Below are 17906 nucleotides of genomic sequence, written 5' to 3'. Positions count from 1 at the left end.
GCGGTGGAATGAGCGATCTGAAGGTTCATATCGGGGACAGCGCCAGCTTGGCTGCCATGGGCGACCGCTTCATCGCCGCCTGGAACCGGGCCGCGACCGGCGACACGGTCCATGAACGCCATCTCAGCTTTGGCACATTGCAGGAAGCGGCGACAGTCCTGACCCCGCGCCGGATGGAGTTGCTGCGCACCATTCATGAAGAACCGGCGGCCAGCATAAGCACTCCGAAATCGTATTTTCTCCGTCACCCCGGCGGAAGCCGGGACCCAGCGTAAGGCGCGGTCAGCGCCGATATGAGTCATGTCGCAGCTATCGCTGCTCTCGCTGGGTCCCCGCTTTCGCGGGGATGACGATGAGGGGTGCTTCCAGTCAATGTAAACCCGTTCTACCTGCGAAACGCTGCCAGGACATGGACCCGCAAGGCGCTGGACAGGTTGCCGGTGCGGGTGGCGTCGATGCGTTCGATAAGGGCGTTGACGGAGATGCCTTCCGCCGCCGCCAGTTCCTTCAGCGCGTCCCAGAAGGGTTCTTCCAGCGTGACGCTGGTGGGGTGGCCGGCGACCATGACGGAGCGTTTGCGGATGGTGGTCATATTTCACGCTCCCTCAAGCGCCGGGCGGGCGCATCCGCGCCTTTGGCTTACGCCGCACGAGCGGCGGGCCGGCGGTCGCCGGCCTGGGCTGTGCCCGGTCACGTCAGATGCTCGCGCGCGAGGTATTCCTGGCTCTGCATTTCCATCAGGCGGCTGATGGTGCGCTGGAATTCGAAGGCGTGGGTGCCTTCGGCATAGATGCGTTCGGGGGCCACCTCGGCGGCGATGATGGTGTTGACCTTATGCTCATACAGCGCGTCGATCAGGGTCATGAAGCGCTTGGCCTCATTGCGCAGCGCCTCCGGCAGGCGGGGCACGTGATCGATCAAGACGGTGTGGTAATGGGTGGCGATGGCGAGGTAATCGCCCGCACCCAGCGGCCGCGCGCAGAGTTCATCGAAGGTGAACCAGGCCACGCCCTTGGCACAGCGCGGCACATCCACGCGGCGGCCCTGGACCGTCAGATGGGTGGCGGCGGGAGTGGCAGCGTCGGTCAGGTCAGCGAAGGTCTGGGCCATCGCCGCTGCCGTGCCGGCGGTCAGGGGATAGTGATAGACCTTGGCCCCCATCAGCCGGGCCAGACGGTAATCCCGCGCCGAGGCCAGATGCAGCACGTCCAGCCGGTCCTTCAACAGAGCGATGAAGGGCAGGAACAGCTGCCGGTTCAGGCCATCCTTGTACAGGTCATCGGGCGGCCAGTTGCTGGTCGCCACCACAACCACGCCCAGATCGAACAGGGCCGTGAACAGCCGGCCCAGGATCATGGCGTTGGTAATGTCGGTGACATGGAATTCGTCAAAGCAGAGCAGCCAGCCTTCAGCGGCGATCTCCTTGGCGACCTCCACCACCTCGTCACCCTTGGCGCGACCTTCGCCGCGGATGGCGTGCAGCCGTTCATGGACGCGCAGCATGAAGGCGTGGAAATGCACCCGCACCTTCTCCTCAACCGGGGCGGTTTCGAAGAACAGGTCCATCAGCATGGATTTGCCGCGCCCGACATCGCCATAAATGTAGAGGCCCTGCGGGGCGGGATCGGGACGGCGCGTCAGGCCCAGGCGGGCGCGCCAGCCGGTCTGGCCGGTCGCGGGCCGATAGCCCTTCAGGGCGTGCCACAGGCTTTCCAGCTTCTCCGCCGCCAGTTCCTGGGCCGGATCGGCCTTCAGCGTGCCGGTGCCGCGACGGGCGCGGTAGACGGAAAGGGGGCCGTCGGTCATGGCGTGTTCATGAGCAAGGTCAAGGATTTGCACGCCAACAGGTAAAGCCCGCCCGGCCCCTTCGCAAGCGCGGCATGGACGACCCTGCCCTGTGGCATCATCGGGTATGCCGAAATTGGTCGTTACATTTTAAACAAATTCGTGTGAAATATTTGCAGCCATGAATATGTCCATCCGCCCCACGCTGGCCGCCATCGCGGCCCTTTTCGTGTTTCTGGTCGCCTTGCCGGCGGCCAGCGCAGACACGGCGTGCCATCTGCGTATCGTGTGGACGGAGCTGCCGCCCTATCAGACGGTGGGCGCGGATGGAAAGCCATCGGGCATCGATATCGAGCTGGTGACCGAGGCCAGCCGGCGTATGCCGTGCGCCATCGACTGGGAATTCGCACCGCGCCCGCGCGCCTTGCTGCTGGTGCAGGAGGGCAAGGCCGATGCGGTGGTGGGCGTGGGCCGCACCGTGGAGCGGGAGGCGTTCGGCATCTTCTCCCAGCCCATCCGCGAGGGGCGCAATGTCCTGATCGTGCGCAAGGGCTATGCCGCGAAATTCCCCTATCAGAACCTGACGGCCCTGGCGGCCAGCCCGTTCCGGCTGGGTGTCGTGTCGGGGTCCCGGTACAGCCAGGAATTCGAGGATCTGACGCGCAGCGGCGCCCTGGCCGACAATATCATCCCGGTCCAGAACGGGGAGAGCGCCATGGCCATGCTGATGCGCGACCGCATCGACGGGTTCATTGATGGCTATCGCATCGCGCTGAACCGCGCCACGCAGCTGGGTCTGGCGGACGATATCGATGTCCATCCGATGTTTGTCAATGAACACAAGGCCTTCGCCCTGTTCAGCCAGGCGGCCAATATCGATCCCGCCGTCATCACCCGCTTCAATGCCGTGATCATGGGGATGGAGGCCGATGGCACCATTACCCGCATCATCAGCAATTACGGCAGTTGACCTTAGCGGGCATTAGCCATGACCGGTGCCCAGTCGCCGAGACCGTACCGCCCCAGCATGCGCGCCAGATCCCCTGAACGCCGCAAGGCGGCGATTCCCGCATCGAGTTTCGCTGCTTTCTCGGCGCCGTCCGGGCCGGGTGCAAAGGCGATGTAGAGCGGGGTACCGGTATCGATGGCCTGCATCTCAACCAACCCATCCATGGCCTGGGCCGCCAGCGTGAATTCGGTGACATTCATGTCCTCGATGACAGCATCGACGCGGCCAGCGAGCAGCTTCTTAAGATTCTGGTCCGTCACATTGTCGCCCGACGCCAGTTCCAGCCTGTCGGTATCGCCAACATGTGCTTGGACATAGGTGTCGATGACATCGCCGTATGAGTAATCCTTCACAACAGCCAGCCTTTTACCTTCCAGGCTCTTTAAACCTTCATAGCGCCATTTTTCGCCACGGCGGGTGATGACCACGTTGGTGGTGACACCGACACTCTCCCTGCCAAAGACAAGCCCCTCACCATCGGCAGCCGTGGCGCCGGCCACAGCGTCAATCCGCCGTGCCCGCGCCTCTTCCACTGCCCGTGACCAGGGCATCAACTGGTAATTTACGCCCTGATCAGCAAAAACGACACGCATGATCTCCACCATATAGCCGGGCTTTTCCGCTGCGGGCTCACAGTTATAGGGACACCATGCATCCGCACGCAGGCGCACCGGCTCCCCGGCATCGGCAGCCGGGCCGGACATCAGCGCAGGCAGCAGGAGCAGCATCATTGTCAGGAATACACGCATCGCCATTTCCCTCGCTCAACCGAAGCTCATACAAAGCGCGCTCTGCACGTCAAAAGAAGAGTACCAAAAGAATGTTGCGGCTTTTCGCGCGGGTCCCGTCCGCAAGTGAGTTGAAACCAGCGCACGGATAGAGGATCGTGGCGACATGCTGACCACCCTCATGCCCCGCCCCCATCCCTGATGACCGACCGGCCCGACAAAGCGCTGCCGGTTGAAGCCTATGAGCGGGCCAAGGAACTGGCGCGTATCGGCGCCCCGGCTCAGCGCGCCGAACTGGCGCTGCAATCCGATACGCCGCCGGAACTGCTCTATTATCTGGCCGATGATGATGACCCGCTGGTCCGCCGCGCCGTCGCCTTTCGCACCGAAACGCCGGTACAGGCGGCCCCCAGGCTGGCGCGTGATCTGGATACGGAAGTCCGCGTGCTGCTGTCGCGCAAGCTGGCGCGGGCCTTGCCGCACCTGACAGGAGCCGAACATGCCGCCATCCGCGACCTGGCCCACCATGCCCTGACCATGCTGGCCGCCGATCAGGTGGTGCGGGTGCGCGCCGCCCTGGCCGGCGCCCTGCGCGATGTCGCGTCCGCCCCGCCCGGCCTGATCGCCGGCCTTGCCCGCGACGTGGCGCGGGAGGTGGCGGAACCGATCCTGCGCGGCTGCGTCAACCTGGGGGATGAGGAGCTGGTGTCCATCATCGCGGCCCAGCCCGTGCCCTGGGTTCTGGAAGCCATCGCCCGGCGCGACCATGTCTCCGCCCCCGTGGCAGAGGCAGTGGCGGCGACGGGCGACCCGGTGGCCACCGCCAGCCTTCTGGCCAATCCCGGTGCCGCCCTGTCTGACCGGGCCATGTCGCGGCTGGTGGAAAAGCCGCTGTCCGCCATGGACATGACCAAGAGCACGGCCAAGCCGCTGCTGCCGCCATCGCTGCTGGGCAAGCTGGCCCGGATTGTCGAGGACAGTATCAAGGGCGAACTGGCGGGCCAGGGGTTCGACCGGCAGGAACGGCAGGAGGTGGTGGAGGTTACCCAGCGCCGCCTGGACTGGGCCCGCGATTACGTGAAGCGGGAGCCGCCCGACGCCAAGGCCGCCCGCCTGAAGGCCGAGGGCAAGCTGGACGAGGCGTCCGTCTGGGATGCCCTATCCTGGGGCGACAAGCCGTTCGTGCGCGAGGCCCTGGCCCTGCGCGCCGATCTCCCGGCGGAACTGGTGCAGCGGATCATAGACACGCAGAGCGCCAGGGCCATCACCGCGCTCGCCTGGCGCGCGGGGCTGTCCATGCGCTGCGCCCGGCTGTTGCAGCTCAAGTCCGGCCTGCCGCCGCCCAAGCTGCTGAATGCCCGGCATGGGGTGGATTACCCGATGAATGAGGCGGAGATGCGCTGGCAGCTGGGGCTGTTCGGGGTGGAATGAGTGTAGCGCGGATTAGCCAAGCGTAATCCGCGGAAAGCCCGTCAGCGTTGGCCCGCGGATTACGCTTCGCTAATCCGCGCTACGGTATAACCGCGCCATTACTCAAACGTGCGCAAGGCTGCCGGGGCGCCTTTCAGGTGCTTGACCAGCAGGCTGACGATTTCCTCCATCTGCGTGCGGACCTTGTCCAGTTCCATGGAGGTCTTGTCGTCGAGCGCTGCTTCCATCAGCATCATGTCGAAATCATTCAGCAGGCTTTGCAGGCTTTCACGCTCCGCCTCCAGAATATCGTAGGCGCCAAGCGCATGGATCAGCAGTTCGGGCGGATCACGGAAGAAAGCCAGGCTCATGCGCGTAAAGCTGGTAATGGAGCGCAGGCGCATGCGGATCAACCAGCCGCGCAGATCGGCGGGCACCCCCCGATTGGGGGCTTCTTCGGCCTTGTCGGTGATGGTGAAGATCAGGGCCTGGATTTCAAGATAGCGGGCGCGCGCCTTCTTGAAATCGGGAAATGTCGCCAGCTTCACGCTTTCCTGCTTTTCAAACAGGCTGACGGCACCGGCCAGCGACTGCGACAGATGCCGCAATACCGTCGCCCGCTGTGCCGCATCCTGTTCGTAACGCATGAATATCCCCGTGTGCCTCAATCTTATATAATGTCGCGCACTCTATCCGTGGAAGGCAAGCAGCACCACCATGCCTTAAGGATGGCATCAAAAGGCCGCCCCTGCCGAAAGCGGAGGGGCAGCCCCCGCATCCCCGTCGCTTGTCCCCGCCCCGGCCCGATGGTAGAGCAGCAGGCATGATGCAGCCCCTGGCCCGCCCCCTTCCCCACATCCTGCCCGACGCGCCGCCGCGTGATACGGGACAGGTAGTGCTGGTCGTGCGCGATCTGGTGGTGACGACGCTGATCGGCATCTATGACTATGAATATGTAAAACCGCAGCGCCTGCGCCTGAACCTGGAACTGGCGCTGACGGCGGACACCGATCAGCCCTGGACCCATGCCGATCTGGTGGCCACGGCCAGCCAGATTGTCACCGAGGGCCATACCAACCTGCTGGAATGCCTGGCCGAACGGCTGGCCACTGCCCTGCTGTGCGACGGACGCGCCGCCATGGCCCTGATCCGTCTGGAGAAGCTGGACGCGTTTGCGGAATGCGAAGCGGTGGGCGTGGAGATCGTGCGGGCGGCGTGAAAAAGCAAAACGCCGCGCCCAGTATATGAGCGCGGCGTCTGCTGTCGATCAGGTGGCTAGAGCGTGTTTCCGTTGACCGGAATCACGCTCTAGCTTTTCGTTTCCTCAATCGCCAGCGCTGCATCCGCAGCTTGGCTTACGCGGCACGTGCCGCGCGGCGGCGGTCGCCGCCGGAGCTGTTTGCGGTCAACCGAAAACAGCTCTAGATCAATAATCCTTGCCGTGATTGGCGTCGTAGGGACCCGTCGGCATGCCATGACCCGGTGCGTACAGGGCCATGCTGTTGGCCTGATTGGCGAGGGGGAGATAGCTTGGCTTCGCCCGCTCCACTGCTGCGACAATGGCTTGGGCAATCAGGCCGGCCAACAGGTTGCCACCGCTGTTCTGTGCCTGCGGGGAATAAGCCAGGGTGACCTCATCCGTCCAGATCGTGTTGCCGGTCTTGCCATGCTTGAGCACATAGGACAGGGAGACGGTCGTGGTGGTGGCGAGGACGGCGTAGGCCGAATCCCACTTCTCCAGCGACACGAACATCACCGCATCGGCGCCGAACAGATTGGCAACCCGCGCCGGATCGGCGGAATGGACAAGATTGGCATCGGCCAGCCCCTCATCCTCCATGAACCGCTTCACCATATGGACGGGGAAGACGTAATAGCCCTTTTCCGCCAAGGCACCCGGCAGGGTGACCAGGAAATTGTCAGCCGCATCGACCTGCGTGCTTTTGTTGACCACGGGCACGACGACGATGGAGCGTGGGTGCTGGTCACGGAACGCGCTGAAATCCTTCTTGGGGATTTCCGGCGTTGCACAGGCGGACAGGCCCAGAAGCAGCAGGCCCGCCGAGAGGAGTTTGATCATCCGCATCGGTCTATCCTCAACTGGTCTTGGGGGCGGCATTGCCATTGCGGGCAGCCGTGATGGCCTTGTCCATGAAGACGGCCGATTCCGGCCAAGCCGTCTTCTCCCGTTCAAACATGGCGACAGCGCCGGGGACATCCCCCTTGGCCAGCCGCACATACCCCAATTCGGCGAAGACGCCAGGGGCGATCTTCTGCGTCTTGGGATCGGTGACCGCCAGCCGTTCCAGTTCTTCCTGATACTGCGCCAGCTTGGTGGCATCCTGCTGATAGTCGTAGAGGGTCAGGGCATAGTTGCCCCACATGTACTTGCCGGTCGGCGGCTGGGCGCAACCCGCCAGGGCCGCGACCATCGCCGCGGCCAGCAACATTCTGTTCTTCATGGTCAGGGCACCGTGATGGTCTTGGTCACCTCGTCACCGAGATAGACCGTGGTTTCGTAAACGACGCGCCCCATATCCTGGATAGTCACCTTGTGGGTGCCACGATCCAGCTGAAGCTTGGCCTTGATCCCGTCATAGGCGGCGGCGGGGCCGATCTGCACGCCATTCACCAACAGCACAGCCGTGGGAGAGGCGTTGGCGATGGCGATGGCCGGACGCGAATCAACGGTACGGACACTCGAATCCGGATAGGAACATCCGGCAAGTACAAGAGTGAAGAGCGCGAATATTGTCCGCTTCATCTTAAATCTCCTACTGGCTTTCGCCGACGATGAGAGCGGCCTGACCAGCGGCGGCCAGCGAACCGGAGAGAACGCGGGCCACGGCCCCTTCATTCACTTCACTGTCGCCGAAGGTGGATTCCACCTCGATATCCACCAGCTTGGTGGGCGGCAGCTCAATCTCAAAGCCCGTCTGCGGGCTTTTCACCCGTTCACCGGGCTTCAACACGGCCAGACGGTCACCCGCCTTGACACCCTGACGGGCACCACCGCTGATGAAGACACGAGCGCCGTCAACCTTCAGGACATCCGCACGCCAGGGGCGGGATTCCAGCTTGGTCACCAGACCGTTCATCATGTCGGAAATGGCGGCGCCGATTGCCTTGTCATTCAAGGTCGCATCATAGGCGGCCTGACTGCCGAACCCCATGACAGTGCCGTTTTCCACCGCAGCCTCACCCACGCCGGAAGTGGTGAAAAAGGCCACGCCCGTACGCACATCGACGACGCGCACTTCGACCTTGGCGCGCGCAACCTGCTTCTTGGTGTTGCTGAGGAAGCCGGACTGCCCCTCGGTCTGGCGGCCAAATTCCGTCAGGGAACCGATGATCAGAACATCCGCGCCGACGATGTTGCCGGCCCCGCCGCCCAGCTTCTGCTCGCCCTTGATAATGTCGAGGTCAGAGCGTTCCAGCACCACGAACTTGCCGGAATCGACCAGACGCGCGGACAACATGTCAGAGGTCTGCCGGCCCAGCGGATCGATCTGATCCGCCGTCAGCAGCGCCTTGCCATAGCGGGTTTCGTTGGTGAAGCGCCCAATGGCGATCTTGCGCTTCAACGCCTTCACCGCCGGCGGTGCCTGCTGTGCCGCCTGTTGGGCCTGAGCAACCTGTTGCGGTGCCTGCACAACAGCCGGCGGCTTGGCCGGCGTTGCACAGCCAGCCAGCAGGGCAACCGCCGCCACCAATGATATCGATGCCGCACTTCGCGACAACCCTTGAATAGAACAATCCCTCAAAACGACCTCCCCCACAAATGATGTGGACAAGGTTATCAAACCGCAAATTATACAAGAATGCCGATTTTACATAATATTGAATATATTAATATTGACAAGTTTAAATGAAAAATCCCAAAATCAAAAATATAAACAAACAATAACACCCCGCTTCATTTGAGAAAAAGCTCGATTGCGGATGTATGTGTGCTGAAAGCGCACCTCCGACAACCGGAAGCACACTTTCTAGATCGGGTTTACGTTGACTGGAAGCACCCCCTATCGTCATCCTGGTGAAAGCCGGGACCCAACGTAAAGCGGCATCTGCCGCGACATGAGTCATATCGGCGCTAACCGCGCCTCACGCTGGGTCCCGGCTTGTCGCCGGGATGACGAAGAAAACGCGTTTCCAGTCAAAAGAAGTCCGCTCCAACAGATCAACCCTACTCCACCCCACCCGCCAGCACCTGTACCGTCAGGCCGCCCGTGGTACGCAGGGTTTCGACCACGCGTTGGGCGTGGCGTTTGGACCGGCATTCGATGGTCAGGTCGATGTCGGTGGCCTTCACCGTCGTGGTGGTGAACAGGCGCTGGTGCGAGGCCTCGATGATGTTGCCGCCGGCTTCGCCCACCAGACCGGTGATGCGGGACAGGGCGCCCGGACGGTCGGGGATGGCGATGCGGACCGCGATCAGGCGGCTTTCACGCACCAACTGACGCATGATCACCTGGGCCAGCAGGCGGCTGTCGATATTGCCGCCACACAGGACCAGCCCGACCTTCGATCCCTGGAACAGGTGGGGATGGGTGAGCAGGGCCGCCAGACCCGCCGCACCGGCCCCTTCGGCCACGGTCTTTTCGATGTTGAGGAACAGGGCCACCGCCTCTTCCACCGCGACATCGGGGACCAGGACCACCTGATCCACCAGGGCGCGGCAGATATCCAGGGTCAGGGCGCCAACATTCTTCACCGCGATGCCTTCGGCGATGGTGTCGCCGCCCACCTCGATCGGCTCGCCCTTCAGGGCCTGGGCCATGGCCGGATAGGCTTCCACCTCCACCCCGATGATGCGGATGGCGGGGTTCAGGGCCTTGGCCGCGACCGCAATGCCGCTGATCAGGCCGCCGCCGCCGACGGGGACCACCAGCGTGTCCAGATGCGGGACGGCGTCCAGCATTTCCAAACCGATGGTGCCCTGGCCCGCGATCACGTCGGGATCGTCATAGGGATGGACGAAGACCAGCCCCTCCTCCTGCGACAGGCGTTCCGCCTCTGCCGCCGCTTCGGCCAGGACCGTGCCTTTCAGCACGACGCGGGCGCCATGTTCCTCGGTCCGTTCCACCTTGGTGAAGGGTGTGCCTTCGGGCATGACGATGGTGGCGGGAATGCCCAGACGGCCGGCATGATAGGCCACACCCTGGGCGTGATTGCCGGCCGACATGGCGATGACGCCGCGCCGCCGCTCCTCCTCCGTCAGCTTGCGCAGCTTGTTCAGGGCGCCGCGTTCCTTGAAGGCGGCGGTGAACTGCAAATTCTCGAACTTCACCCAAACCTCGGCCCCGGTCAGTTGCGACAGGGTGCGCGACGGGACGCAGGGCGTGTCCATGATGTGGCCGGACAGGGCCTTCGCGGCCTCCTTCACATCGGCCAAAGTCACGGAAAGGGGGGCGGTGGACGCGGCGGTCATGGATTGCGGTCTCCTTGGACGCAAGGACACGGCATCCCACCCACCGCGACAGGGCGGGCGGGGCCGGTGGGTGCGCGTTCAGGTCCGCGCACTTCTCACGCTTTCTTGAGTCTCACGCCCCATCGTTGCTGACGAGACGATTTTTCACAGCGCTGGTAGACCGGGTCACGTTTGACGGGAAAGCCGGTGCGGCGGCAACTAAGGCAACGGTTGGATCGGCTTTACGTTGCGTCATCCCGGTGACAAGCCGGGACCCAGCGTGAGGCGCGGCCAGCGCCGATATGAGTCATGTCGCAGCTATCGCTGCTTACGCTGGGTCCCGGCTTTCGCCGGGATGACGAATAAAACGCGCTTCCCGTCAAAAGAAATGCACTCTGACTCAGCGCGGGCAGCCGGGGGTGCCGCAGCGCGCGGTTCCTGCGGCCACATAGACGCCGCAGACCGTGCATTTGGCCATTTCCTGCGTATCGGTCGACGGCGTCTTGCGGTCAGTGCCGCGCGGCGTCTTTGCCCGGTCGCCGCCATTGCGGCGCAGGGCCGCCTGCCGTTCCCGCTGGACCTTGCCCAGCAGGCGGAATGCGAACCAGACGATGGCCAGAAGGCCCACCAGGGTGATGATCTTGGACAAGGACAGCATGGCTGCAAAGTGTGGGAAGCCGGAAACGGGAGCAAGTGAAATCATATAAATCTCAGTCGCCGGGCGGCGGCATCCGCCGCCTTGGCTACGGCGCACGAGCGCCGGGCTGGCCGTCGCCAGCCTCCAGTCTGCCGAGGGTAAACCCTCAGCAGACTGGTATCAGAGCCCAAAGCGCGCGAAGGCGGCGCGTTCGGATGCCGCATCCGCCACCCCATCGGCCAGCGACCGCGCATGCAGCCCGATGAAGCGGCCAAGACCGGCCCGGCGCGGCGGGTTGATCAGGCGGATATCCACCTTCTCCCCAAACCGTTCGCGCAAGGTGGCGCGCATGTCGCCGGTGCGGTCGATCAGGCCAAGCTCCAGCGCCCTGGCCCCGGTCCAGAAGGCGCCCGTGAACAGGTCATCCTCCGCCGCCTTCAGCCGCGACCCGCGGCGGTCGCGGATCCAGGCCTTGAACGTCTCATGCATTTCCGCCTGGATGGATTTCAGATGGGCCACATCCTCGGCCTTTTCCGGCTGGAACGGGTCCAGCATGGCCTTGGCCGTGCCGGCGGTATGGACGCGGCGGTCCACGCCCAGCCGGTCGATCAGGCCCGTGAAGCCGAAGCCGGCAGAGACAACGCCGATGGAGCCGACGATGGAACAGGCATCCGCCGTGATCTCATCCGCCGCACAGGCCAGCCAATAGCCGCCGGACGCGGCCACATCCTCCACAAAGGCCAGGACGGGCACATTCTTTTCCGCCGCCAATGCCCGGATTCGGCGCCCGATCAGGGCCGATTGCACCGGAGAGCCACCGGGAGAGTTGATGGCGAGCGCCACCGCCGCCAGCCCGTTCGGGGCGAAGGCCCGGTCGATATCATCGGCCAACCCCTCCAGCGACAGGCCCCGCCGCCCCATGCCAATGGCGCCCGACAGGCGCAGCACAGTGACAAGCGGCGACAGGGAGAGGCCGGCAAGCTTTCTGAGGCGGCGGATCATGGGCGATGGCTTTCCAAAGCGAAGGTGATGGTGAAGAGATGAGGGTGGCATGCGCGCAACGGTAGCCCCGTTCCATACGAAAGAGCGCGGAGAAGGTTTGACCGCGCCCCGGTCGCGGGGCACCCTGTCACTTATGACGAAGGTTCGAGCCAACACCACCTCTTTTGTATATATCATGCTGGCATTCTGCATCCTTTTATTGGTGCAGCTGGCCACACCACTCGCCTATGCGGAGCAGACGGTCGTAGAACTGATGGCCGTGCAGAGCCCGCCCATGGCGATGGCGGATGGGGAGGAGCCGGGGGCCGTTCTGGAACTGGCCACCGCAGCGGTGGAACGGGCGGGGCTGAAGCCCAAGGTCACCTTCATCCCCTGGCGCCGGGCGCAGGAAATGGTGTCGGGGGGTAAGGACCTGCTGATCACCCCGCTGACCTGGCTGCCGTCACGCGCCGATAAATTCACCTGGATCGGGCCGATCTGCCGCATGGAACGGTCCATCGCCAGCATCAAGGACCGTATCGACAACCTGGATCAGGCCAAGCGGGAACGGCGTATCCTGGTGGTGGGGGCCGGCAGTGCCCAGGAAATCCAGCTGCGCGACTGGGGTTATCCGCCCGACCTGATCGTCGCCACGCCGCTGGGCACGCGGGAGGCGGAGATGCTGGCCAGCGGGCGGGTCGATGGCTGGTATAGCGGGACCGCACAGATCCGCTGGCGCTGGAACCGGGAGGGGCGGAAGGAACGGCTGATCATCGGCAATGCGATCATCGTGGATCAGATCCAGCTCGCCTGTTCACGCGATTGCGACCCGACGCTGGCCGCCACCCTGCGCGGCGCGCTGCAAAGCCTGCGTGATGATGGAACGACGGACCGCATCCTGGCGCGGTACGACCTTTACTATTGAAGGGGCAGCGGGGCCGCATCGCGCAGCATGGCCTCCACCGGCGCGGTGTAGCCCTGGCCCTCCCCATGCAGGACAAGGCCGGGCAGCAGGGACAAAGGGCCGCGCGCGTCGCGCCGCGCGCTGACGATCACACGCTTGGCGGGCACGCCGGCGCGGGGCCAGAGCGGCAGGACGCGGATATCCCCGAACCGGCCCGACAGCAGCGACAGCAGATGATCCAGCCGTTCCGCCGGATAGATCAGGGTCAGCGTCCCCCGGCTTTTGCCCAGGCGCAGGGCGGCCTGCACGAATCCCGCCAGATCGCCCACCCCTTCCCCGTGGCTGTTGGCCTTGTGCCCGCTGGGTGACGGGGTATGGCGGCCCGTGGGCCAGAAGGGCGGGTTGGCCAGGATATGATCGAAACTGTTGGGGCGCAGGCCGTCCGGCGGGGCGGATACATCGCCGTCCAGGACGGTGACACGGTCGGCAAGACCGCTTTCGGCGGCCCCGCGCCGGGCCAGACCGGCGGCGAGGTCCTGTATCTCCAGCCCCGTCACCGCCAGACCCGGCACACGGGCCGCCAGACATAGCAGGGCCGCGCCTGTGCCGCAGCCCAGTTCCAGCACGGCCTGTCCCGCCACCGCCGGCACGGCGGCAGCCAGCAGGACCGGGTCGATGGCGGCGCGGTAGCCGTCCGCCGGCTGGAACAAAGTGACGCGGCCACCCAGCAATTTGGTGGCATCGATATCGCCGCAACCGGTCACGCCGATGCCCCCGGCACCACGGACAAGCCTGCCTCCACCAGCAGGGCGCGGGCATCCTCCAGATCATCATCGGCCACGCAGAGACGGCGGGGAATAGCCCCGATGCTGCCTTCCAGCACAGAAGTGTGCTGGTCCAGCAGGACAGACGGGATGCCGGCATCGGACAGGAGCGATTGTGCGAAACTCAGCTCCACCGGGTCGTTGCTGCGGATCAGCGGCTGCATGCGGGTCCATCCCCTTCGGAGTTTCAAGGCGGACATGCCGCGTATAAACGCCGGCAGGTCTTGACCCGCCGGGCTTCCCCGCTATGCTCCCCCGCAATCCCTCGGCCCGTCAACCGGGCTTGTTGTCTGCTGCCTTCTCGCGATGGAGCCTTGACCCGTGGCCACCGTGACCACCCTTGATCCCAAGCGCCGGAAGCCGGACACCAACGCGCTCGACAATCTGGTCGCCCTCGTGGCCCAGGATCTGGCCGATGTGAACGAGATCATCGTCAACCGCATGCAGTCGCCCGTGGCGCTGATCCCGCAGCTGGCAGGCTACCTGATCGCCAGCGGCGGCAAGCGGTTGCGCCCGGTCCTGACGCTGGCCGCCGCCAAGCTGTGCGGGTATCAGGGGGAGACTCACAAGCCACTGGCGGCGTGTGTGGAGTTCATCCATACGGCCACCCTGCTGCATGATGACGTGGTTGATGAAAGCGACCTGCGGCGCGGGCAGGCCAGCGCCAATGCCGTCTATGGCAACAAATCCTCCGTGCTAGTCGGTGATTTCCTGTTCTCCCGCGCCTTTCAGGTGATGGTGGAGGCAGGCTCGCTGGACGTGCTGCGCATCCTGTCGAACGCGTCCGCCGTCATCTCCGAGGGCGAGGTTCTGCAGCTGATCACGCAGAACGACACCGAGACCAGCGAGGAAGCCTATCTGGAGGTCATCAAGGCCAAGACGGCGGAACTGTTCGCCGCCGCCTGCCGCATCGGCGCCGTCGTCGCGGGTCGCCCCACGGCAGAGGAAGATGCGCTGCGTTCCTACGGCATGAATCTGGGCATCGCCTTCCAGCTGGTCGATGACGTGCTGGATTATTCGGCGGCGCAGGCCAAGCTGGGCAAGAATATCGGCGACGATTTCCGCGAGGGCAAGATCACCCTGCCCATCGTCCTGGCCTTCCGCCGGGGCGATGACGAGGAACGGACCTTCTGGCGCCGGACCATGGAAGATCTGGACCAGGGCGAAGGCGACCTGGACCGTGCCATCGCCCTGATGGCCAAGCATAATGCCCTGCATGACAGTGTGGAACGCGCCCGCCATTATGTGTCGGTGGCCCGCGACGCGCTGGGCCTGTTCCCGGCCAGCCCCGTGAAGCGGGCGCTGCTGGACGTGCTGGAATTCGTGGTCGACCGCGACTACTGACGCCTGTCACAACAAGATAATGAAAAGGCCGGGAGGGATCACCCCCCGGCCTTTTTTATTCATGCTCCCTCAATCGCCGGGCAGGCGCGTCCGCGCCCTTGGCTACGCGCCACGTGGCGCGCGGCGGCAGTCGCCGCCGACCATCGGGCGGAGCGGTGAGTGGGCGCGAGGCTGCCATGCGGGCAGACGGGGATGGGAAAATGTCATCTAGGGCTTGCATGGGCCGTTCGATGACGCTATACAGCCGCCCACGCAAACGACGGCCTCGGCCACCGGGTGCGGAACAAGTGACGGAGTATAGCTCAGCCTGGTAGAGCGCTGCTTTCGGGAGGCAGAGGCCGGAGGTTCGAATCCTCTTACTCCGACCAGTAAAAACCCCGGTTCGACATCGTCGGACCGGGGTTTTTTGCATTTGAGGCCAGGGTCAGGGGTGAGCCTTGCCGATATGGCGATGCGTCCTAACTCTCTTGCCATGCAAGAGATGCCATCCCTTCCCACGCTCGTGCGCCTGCCGGGCCTCTCCGGGGTTCTGCCGCAGGTGCTTTGCTTAAGCGCTGCCCTGCTTGTCCCCTTGCCCCCGGAAAACGATGCCCCCGCAGCGCTGGGCCTCGCCTATGCCGCGCTGATCCTGTCCTTTCTGGGCGGGTTGTGGTGGATGGCGGCGTTGCAGCGGGGGGTGAGGCGGGCGGGGCCGTATGTGGTGGCGATAATGCCCAGCCTTCTGGCATGGGTCGCCTTGTTCCCGGTCGCCCTTGGCTTTGACAATGTTCATTCCGCCCTGGGTTTTGTCGGGGTTCTGCTGTTGTTGAGCCCGCTGGTGGACCGGTATCTGGGGCGCACCATTCCCTTGCCCCATGGCTGGGTCCGGTTGCGGGTGATGATGGCCGGCGGGTTGGGCCTGCTGACCATCGCCCTGGCCCTGGTGTGAGATCCGCGATGGCGATGCGGCGCGCAGCGGTCACCGTTTGGTATGACGGGGCCTGTCCGCTGTGCCGGCGAGAGATTGCGCTGATGCGGCGGCTGGACCGGCGGCGGGCCATCCGGTTCATTGATGCCGGCGATCCGGGTACGGCCTGCCCGCTGGATCGCGCCGACATCCTGTCACGGTTTCATGTGCGCGAGGGGGAGCGGATGCTGTCCGGTGCGGCGGCATTTGCGGCCATGTGGCGGGCCATTCCGATGCTGCGGCCACTGGGCATCCTGGCCGGATGGCGGCCCGTCACGCCATTGTTTGAGGCGGGGTACCGCGTTTTCCTGCGGCTGCGGCCGCGATTGCAAAGGTTGTTGCGATGAATGACCGTTCCCACCCCGTGCCGCAGGCGGGGTTGGGCGAGAAGGTGGAGGCCATCCGCCGCCATTTGCTGGGTAATGGCCTGTACAGTCCCGCGTTCTGTCAGGCCCCTTGCCAGGAAGCGTCGAACAATGGTCCTGTGATTGTCTGTTCCAACCCCGGCCACAGACCCAGGAGACAAAAGAGTGACGGATCAGTCCCAACGCGAGCCGACGCTGGCCCGCAATGTGAACCTGCCGCAGCTGGCGCTTTATGGTCTGGGCAGCATGCTGGGGGCCGGCATCTATGGGTTGATCGGCAAGGCGGCGGGGGAGATGGGCAATGCCGTCTGGCTGGCCTTTCTGGTCTCCATGGTCGCGGCCTTGCTGACGGGTCTGTCCTATGCCTCGCTCGGGTCGCGCTATCCGCGTGCGGGTGGTGCCGCCTATGTCACACAGCGCGCCTATGGCTGGCCCTTGCTGACATATCTGGTGGGGCTGACGGTGATGGCATCGGGCCTTACGTCGGTGGCGACGCAGAGCCGGGTGGTGGCAGAGGCGCTGACGCGGCTGCCCATGCTGGAAGGGGTGCCGGTACTGGCACTGGCGCTGGGCTTCCTGCTGCTGATCGCCGGCATCGTGTTCCGGGGCATCAAGGAAAGCATGTGGGTCAACATGGCCTGCACATTCATGGAGGCGGGCGGTTTGCTGGTCGTCATCGCGGTCGGCATTCCGTACTGGGGCGGGGTTGACCTGCTGGAGGTGCCGCCGACATCCGGCGGGATCGATACGGCCATGATCCTGCAAGGCGCCGTGCTGACCTTCTTCAGCTTCATCGGGTTCGAGGACACGTTCAACGTGGCCGAGGAAGTAAAGGACCCGCAACGTACCCTGCCCTGGGCCATCATCATCGCCATGGCATCGGCCACGGTGATTTATCTGGCCGTCGCCATCACGGCGGTGTCGGTGGTGCCGTGGCAGGAACTGGCCGCCGCGTCGGGACCGCTGGTGGAGGTGGTGAACCGTGCCGCGCCCTGGATCCCGCCCGTCGTGTTCGTGGTGATCACGGTGTTCGCGGTGTCGAATACGGCGCTGCTGAACTACATCATGGCCTCTCGCCTGGCCTATGGCATGGCGCGGCTGGAACTGCTGCCGCGTGCGCTGGGCCGGGTGCATGCGGGCCGGCGCACGCCGCATGTGGCCATCGCCACCCTGCTGCTGATCGTTACCGCCCTGATGCTGTCGGGCGACATCGCGCAGCTGGCATCGGCCACGGTGCTGCTGCTTCTGGCGGTATTCACCATCATCAATATCGCCCTGCTGATCCTGCAGCGCCGCCCGACAGAGGCGAAGGGCGTGTTCGAGGTGCCGTCCTTTGTACCGGTCGGGGGCGCGATGATCTGCGCCCTGCTGTTCGTCAACCGGCTGACCACCGGCGACTGGAAGGCCCCGGCGCTGGCCGTGGGCATGCTGGCCGGGATTGTCGTGCTGTATCTGATCATGCGGCCCAAATGCGTGGACAATCTGGACAATGCCGACGAGGTGGCGGTGGATTGAAAAGAAACCCCGCCGGCAGGGAATGCCGGCGGGGTTGCAAGTTAAGGC

General features: G+C 64.5%; 22 protein-coding genes and 1 tRNA gene. 10 read left to right on the top strand and 13 right to left on the bottom strand.

What is annotated here, in order from left to right; all coding sequences use genetic code 11:
• The first annotated feature begins 8 nt into the window (after positions 1-8).
• Positions 9-275, top strand: a complete 267-nt coding sequence (locus tag ACODSP_RS03925; protein ID WP_488964321.1) for a hypothetical protein — start codon at positions 9-11, stop codon at positions 273-275.
• A gap of 110 nt (positions 276-385) precedes the next feature.
• Here ACODSP_RS03925 and ACODSP_RS03920 read toward each other — a convergent pair whose 3' ends face one another.
• Both ACODSP_RS03920 and zapE read right to left on the bottom strand, forming a co-directional pair.
• Complete coding sequence (locus ACODSP_RS03920) at positions 386-592, bottom strand: ribbon-helix-helix domain-containing protein (RefSeq protein ID WP_488964320.1); 207 nt, start codon at positions 590-592, stop codon at positions 386-388.
• Between the two features lie 98 nt (positions 593-690).
• A complete protein-coding gene (zapE, locus tag ACODSP_RS03915; RefSeq protein ID WP_488964319.1) occupies positions 691-1806 on the bottom strand; it encodes a cell division protein ZapE in 1116 nt (371 codons plus the stop codon).
• 160 nt (positions 1807-1966) lie between these two features.
• Between zapE and ACODSP_RS03910 the strand changes: the two genes are divergently transcribed.
• Positions 1967-2755: a substrate-binding periplasmic protein gene (locus ACODSP_RS03910; RefSeq protein WP_488964318.1), complete on the top strand. Its 789-nt coding sequence runs from the start codon at positions 1967-1969 to the stop codon at positions 2753-2755.
• A gap of 2 nt (positions 2756-2757) precedes the next feature.
• Here ACODSP_RS03910 and ACODSP_RS03905 read toward each other — a convergent pair whose 3' ends face one another.
• The gene (locus tag ACODSP_RS03905) at positions 2758-3543 is read right to left on the bottom strand and encodes a substrate-binding periplasmic protein (RefSeq protein WP_488964317.1); all 786 of its coding nucleotides are present in this window, start codon (positions 3541-3543) and stop codon (positions 2758-2760) included.
• Between the two features lie 180 nt (positions 3544-3723).
• Here ACODSP_RS03905 and ACODSP_RS03900 point away from each other — a divergent pair, with 180 nt between their 5' ends.
• Positions 3724-4953: a DUF2336 domain-containing protein gene (locus ACODSP_RS03900; RefSeq protein WP_488964316.1), complete on the top strand. Its 1230-nt coding sequence runs from the start codon at positions 3724-3726 to the stop codon at positions 4951-4953.
• 98 nt (positions 4954-5051) lie between these two features.
• Here the strand turns inward: ACODSP_RS03900 and ACODSP_RS03895 are convergent, their stop codons facing one another.
• Positions 5052-5579 (bottom strand): hypothetical protein, encoded by a 528-nt coding sequence (locus ACODSP_RS03895; RefSeq protein WP_488964315.1) that lies wholly within the window; start codon positions 5577-5579, stop codon positions 5052-5054.
• 176 nt (positions 5580-5755) lie between these two features.
• Between ACODSP_RS03895 and ACODSP_RS03890 the strand changes: the two genes are divergently transcribed.
• The gene (locus ACODSP_RS03890) at positions 5756-6151 is read left to right on the top strand and encodes a dihydroneopterin aldolase (RefSeq protein WP_488964314.1); all 396 of its coding nucleotides are present in this window, start codon (positions 5756-5758) and stop codon (positions 6149-6151) included.
• 207 nt (positions 6152-6358) lie between these two features.
• Here the strand turns inward: ACODSP_RS03890 and ACODSP_RS03885 are convergent, their stop codons facing one another.
• The 7 genes from ACODSP_RS03885 to ACODSP_RS03855 form a co-directional block, all read right to left on the bottom strand.
• The gene (locus ACODSP_RS03885) at positions 6359-7018 is read right to left on the bottom strand and encodes a DUF799 domain-containing protein (protein WP_488964313.1); all 660 of its coding nucleotides are present in this window, start codon (positions 7016-7018) and stop codon (positions 6359-6361) included.
• Between the two features lie 10 nt (positions 7019-7028).
• Positions 7029-7394 (bottom strand): DUF4810 domain-containing protein, encoded by a 366-nt coding sequence (locus tag ACODSP_RS03880; RefSeq protein WP_488964312.1) that lies wholly within the window; start codon positions 7392-7394, stop codon positions 7029-7031.
• A gap of 2 nt (positions 7395-7396) precedes the next feature.
• A complete protein-coding gene (locus tag ACODSP_RS03875) occupies positions 7397-7696 on the bottom strand; it encodes a hypothetical protein (RefSeq protein WP_488964311.1) in 300 nt (99 codons plus the stop codon).
• Between the two features lie 10 nt (positions 7697-7706).
• Positions 7707-8642: a CsgG/HfaB family protein gene (locus ACODSP_RS03870; protein WP_488964310.1), complete on the bottom strand. Its 936-nt coding sequence runs from the start codon at positions 8640-8642 to the stop codon at positions 7707-7709.
• A 476-nt stretch (positions 8643-9118) separates the two neighbouring features.
• Positions 9119-10363 carry a threonine ammonia-lyase gene (locus ACODSP_RS03865; protein ID WP_488964309.1) on the bottom strand — a complete coding sequence of 415 codons (1245 nt, stop codon included), beginning with the start codon at positions 10361-10363 and terminating at the stop codon, positions 9119-9121.
• 379 nt (positions 10364-10742) lie between these two features.
• Positions 10743-11045: a hypothetical protein gene (locus ACODSP_RS03860; protein WP_488964308.1), complete on the bottom strand. Its 303-nt coding sequence runs from the start codon at positions 11043-11045 to the stop codon at positions 10743-10745.
• A gap of 114 nt (positions 11046-11159) precedes the next feature.
• Positions 11160-11981, bottom strand: coding sequence for a S49 family peptidase (locus ACODSP_RS03855; RefSeq protein ID WP_488964307.1), 822 nt, complete (start codon positions 11979-11981; stop codon positions 11160-11162).
• A gap of 175 nt (positions 11982-12156) precedes the next feature.
• Between ACODSP_RS03855 and ACODSP_RS03850 the strand changes: the two genes are divergently transcribed.
• Positions 12157-12885: a substrate-binding periplasmic protein gene (locus ACODSP_RS03850; RefSeq protein WP_488964306.1), complete on the top strand. Its 729-nt coding sequence runs from the start codon at positions 12157-12159 to the stop codon at positions 12883-12885.
• On the opposite strand, the gene ACODSP_RS03845 is transcribed toward ACODSP_RS03850, so the two are convergent.
• Both ACODSP_RS03845 and ACODSP_RS03840 read right to left on the bottom strand, forming a co-directional pair.
• Positions 12879-13628: a tRNA1(Val) (adenine(37)-N6)-methyltransferase gene (locus ACODSP_RS03845; protein ID WP_488964305.1), complete on the bottom strand. Its 750-nt coding sequence runs from the start codon at positions 13626-13628 to the stop codon at positions 12879-12881. The two genes, ACODSP_RS03850 and ACODSP_RS03845, sit on opposite strands and share 7 nt — an antisense overlap.
• Positions 13625-13852: a putative signal transducing protein gene (locus tag ACODSP_RS03840; protein ID WP_488964304.1), complete on the bottom strand. Its 228-nt coding sequence runs from the start codon at positions 13850-13852 to the stop codon at positions 13625-13627. Before ACODSP_RS03840 ends, ACODSP_RS03845 begins: the two co-directional genes overlap by 4 nt.
• A 157-nt stretch (positions 13853-14009) precedes the next feature.
• Here ACODSP_RS03840 and ACODSP_RS03835 point away from each other — a divergent pair, with 157 nt between their 5' ends.
• The 5 genes from ACODSP_RS03835 (at position 14010) to ACODSP_RS03815 (ending at position 17858) form a co-directional block, all read left to right on the top strand.
• Positions 14010-15032 carry a polyprenyl synthetase family protein gene (locus ACODSP_RS03835; protein WP_488964303.1) on the top strand — a complete coding sequence of 341 codons (1023 nt, stop codon included), beginning with the start codon at positions 14010-14012 and terminating at the stop codon, positions 15030-15032.
• 291 nt (positions 15033-15323) lie between these two features.
• Positions 15324-15400 (top strand) — tRNA-Pro (locus tag ACODSP_RS03830).
• A gap of 113 nt (positions 15401-15513) precedes the next feature.
• Positions 15514-15960, top strand: a complete 447-nt coding sequence (locus ACODSP_RS03825; protein WP_488964302.1) for a DUF3429 family protein — start codon at positions 15514-15516, stop codon at positions 15958-15960.
• An 8-nt stretch (positions 15961-15968) separates the two neighbouring features.
• A complete protein-coding gene (locus ACODSP_RS03820; RefSeq protein ID WP_488964301.1) occupies positions 15969-16325 on the top strand; it encodes a DCC1-like thiol-disulfide oxidoreductase family protein in 357 nt (118 codons plus the stop codon).
• A gap of 183 nt (positions 16326-16508) precedes the next feature.
• Positions 16509-17858, top strand: a complete 1350-nt coding sequence (locus tag ACODSP_RS03815) for an APC family permease (protein ID WP_488964300.1) — start codon at positions 16509-16511, stop codon at positions 17856-17858.
• The last annotated feature ends 48 nt before the right edge of the window (positions 17859-17906 follow it).

Source organism: Niveispirillum sp. FG156 (assembly GCF_057809555.1).
The sequence above is the reverse complement of the archived record's forward strand: the minus strand, read 5'-3'. Positions and strand labels throughout refer to the sequence as shown.

Bases quoted from the DNA above. Each gene is read 5' to 3' on its own strand.
- ACODSP_RS03925 (WP_488964321.1), top strand. From the start codon at position 9: ATGAGCGATCTGAAGGTTCATATCGGGGACAGCGCCAGCTTGGCTGCC.
- ACODSP_RS03920 (WP_488964320.1), bottom strand. From the start codon at position 592: ATGACCACCATCCGCAAACGCTCCGTCATGGTCGCCGGCCACCCCACC.
- zapE (WP_488964319.1), bottom strand. From the start codon at position 1,806: ATGACCGACGGCCCCCTTTCCGTCTACCGCGCCCGTCGCGGCACCGGC.
- ACODSP_RS03910 (WP_488964318.1), top strand. From the start codon at position 1,967: ATGAATATGTCCATCCGCCCCACGCTGGCCGCCATCGCGGCCCTTTTC.
- ACODSP_RS03905 (WP_488964317.1), bottom strand. From the start codon at position 3,543: ATGCGTGTATTCCTGACAATGATGCTGCTCCTGCTGCCTGCGCTGATG.
- ACODSP_RS03900 (WP_488964316.1), top strand. From the start codon at position 3,724: ATGACCGACCGGCCCGACAAAGCGCTGCCGGTTGAAGCCTATGAGCGG.
- ACODSP_RS03895 (WP_488964315.1), bottom strand. From the start codon at position 5,579: ATGCGTTACGAACAGGATGCGGCACAGCGGGCGACGGTATTGCGGCAT.
- ACODSP_RS03890 (WP_488964314.1), top strand. From the start codon at position 5,756: ATGATGCAGCCCCTGGCCCGCCCCCTTCCCCACATCCTGCCCGACGCG.
- ACODSP_RS03885 (WP_488964313.1), bottom strand. From the start codon at position 7,018: ATGCGGATGATCAAACTCCTCTCGGCGGGCCTGCTGCTTCTGGGCCTG.
- ACODSP_RS03880 (WP_488964312.1), bottom strand. From the start codon at position 7,394: ATGAAGAACAGAATGTTGCTGGCCGCGGCGATGGTCGCGGCCCTGGCG.
- ACODSP_RS03875 (WP_488964311.1), bottom strand. From the start codon at position 7,696: ATGAAGCGGACAATATTCGCGCTCTTCACTCTTGTACTTGCCGGATGT.
- ACODSP_RS03865 (WP_488964309.1), bottom strand. From the start codon at position 10,363: ATGACCGCCGCGTCCACCGCCCCCCTTTCCGTGACTTTGGCCGATGTG.
- ACODSP_RS03860 (WP_488964308.1), bottom strand. From the start codon at position 11,045: ATGATTTCACTTGCTCCCGTTTCCGGCTTCCCACACTTTGCAGCCATG.
- ACODSP_RS03855 (WP_488964307.1), bottom strand. From the start codon at position 11,981: ATGATCCGCCGCCTCAGAAAGCTTGCCGGCCTCTCCCTGTCGCCGCTT.
- ACODSP_RS03850 (WP_488964306.1), top strand. From the start codon at position 12,157: ATGCTGGCATTCTGCATCCTTTTATTGGTGCAGCTGGCCACACCACTC.
- ACODSP_RS03840 (WP_488964304.1), bottom strand. From the start codon at position 13,852: ATGCAGCCGCTGATCCGCAGCAACGACCCGGTGGAGCTGAGTTTCGCA.
- ACODSP_RS03825 (WP_488964302.1), top strand. From the start codon at position 15,514: ATGCCATCCCTTCCCACGCTCGTGCGCCTGCCGGGCCTCTCCGGGGTT.
- ACODSP_RS03820 (WP_488964301.1), top strand. From the start codon at position 15,969: ATGGCGATGCGGCGCGCAGCGGTCACCGTTTGGTATGACGGGGCCTGT.